The following is a 1,455-nucleotide window of genomic DNA, read 5'->3' on the forward strand; positions in this document are numbered from 1 at the left end:
TGAGCTCTAAAGCCGAAGGGCTTGGGCTGGGGTTAGCCATTTGTCGTGACGTAATGGAAATGCACGGCGGCGAGTTTCTCATTGCTTCGACCACGCCGCACGGCTGTTTGGTTGAGCTTGTGTTTCCTTATCAAAACTAATCGGTATTTAGGAGCAGTTAATGATCAGCAGTGAAAAGCAGCTGCCTGTTTATGTGGTTGACGATGATGAATCGGTACGTGATTCGCTGGCTTTTATGCTGGAGGAGCATGACTTTAACGTGACGACTTTTGCTGATGGGCAATCTTTTCTCGACGAAGTTAACATTCATCAGGCCGGATGCGTGATCCTTGATAGCCGAATGCCTAACCTTCGTGGTCAGCAAGTTCATCAATTTTTGAATGAGGCGCACAGCCCATTAGCGGTGATTTATCTGACCGGTCATGGTGATGTACCGATGGCGGTCGATGCATTGCAAGCTGGGGCGGTCAACTTTTTCCAAAAACCAGTCAAAGGCGATGAACTGGCTCAAGCAATATTACATGGTCAGATGCAGTCCGCGGCGAGCCTCGATATGGTGGCGGCAAGAGCGGCGTATGAATCACTAACGCCGCGCGAAAAAGATATCTTACGTTTGATCATTGCTGGTAAGCGCAATATTCGAATTGCGGATGAGCTGTGCATTGCAATGAGAACGGTGGAAGTTCATCGAGCCAGCTTACTGAAAAAGTTCTCAGCCAAAACCGTCGCAGAATTGGCCTATATTTATGGCAAGTTGGAGAATCCCATCTAGCGAGAGCTGAGCTGTAAGATTAGGAATCTTCAAACTTCTGTTTGATGAAATCGATAAAAGTTCGCAGTCGTTTCGGTTGATAGCGATCTCGATGGAATATGGCGGAAAAGGGCACCGACGGAATTTCCCAATCTGGCATCACTTTTATCAGTTGGCCTAGCTCCACTTCTTCTGCACAGTAACTCAGTGGAACACGAATAATGCCGTTGCCGTGCAGCGCGCCCATTACTAACGCTCGTCCATTTTTACAGCGCAAGTTGCCTTTTACGACCACATCGGCGTGGTCATTTGGGTTCTCTGCTTTACGATAGTTCCAACGCGTAACCGAACCAGTCAGAGTTCGATGTTCGGCCAGCTCTTTTGGGTGTATTGGCATGCCATATTGCTGTACATAGCTCGGGCTTGCGAGGGTGACCATGTCAACGGTCATCAGCTTGCGCGCTACAAACCCTGCATCATCCAATTCCCCCATACGAAATGCGACATCAAACTGATCTTCAATCAAATCAATACGAGGCGAAGAAAAGTCCAAGTCAATGCTGACGTTCGGGTACTGTTGCATAAATTCACACACGTATTTGGCGATGATGTCTTCGCCGATGTAGCCACCCACACAGTTCACTCGAATCACGCCGCGAATCTCTTGAGTATCATCGACGGCGGCAATCAACGCTTGGTCGATG

3 protein-coding genes are annotated in these 1,455 nt (G+C 48.5%); 2 read left to right on the forward strand and 1 reads right to left on the reverse strand.

Features of this window, described 5'->3' with window-relative positions; all coding sequences use genetic code 11:
- A partial coding sequence (locus tag R7Q47_RS24315; protein WP_318089781.1) for an ATP-binding protein occupies positions 1-140 on the forward strand: 140 nt, incomplete at its 5' end.
- 20 nt (positions 141-160) lie between these two features.
- On the forward strand, positions 161-772 hold the full coding sequence (locus tag R7Q47_RS24320) for a response regulator transcription factor (RefSeq protein ID WP_005457930.1): 612 nt from the start codon (positions 161-163) through the stop codon (positions 770-772).
- Between the two features lie 19 nt (positions 773-791).
- Here R7Q47_RS24320 and R7Q47_RS24325 read toward each other — a convergent pair.
- The coding region (locus tag R7Q47_RS24325) for a substrate binding domain-containing protein (protein WP_318089779.1) at positions 792-1,455 on the reverse strand (664 nt) is incomplete at its 5' end.

Source organism: Vibrio sp. Vb0349 (genome assembly GCF_033338975.1).

What these genes read in the sequence shown, in the direction of transcription:
- R7Q47_RS24320 (WP_005457930.1), top strand. Translation starts at nt 161, where the DNA reads ATGATCAGCAGTGAAAAGCAGCTGCCTGTTTATGTGGTTGACGATGAT.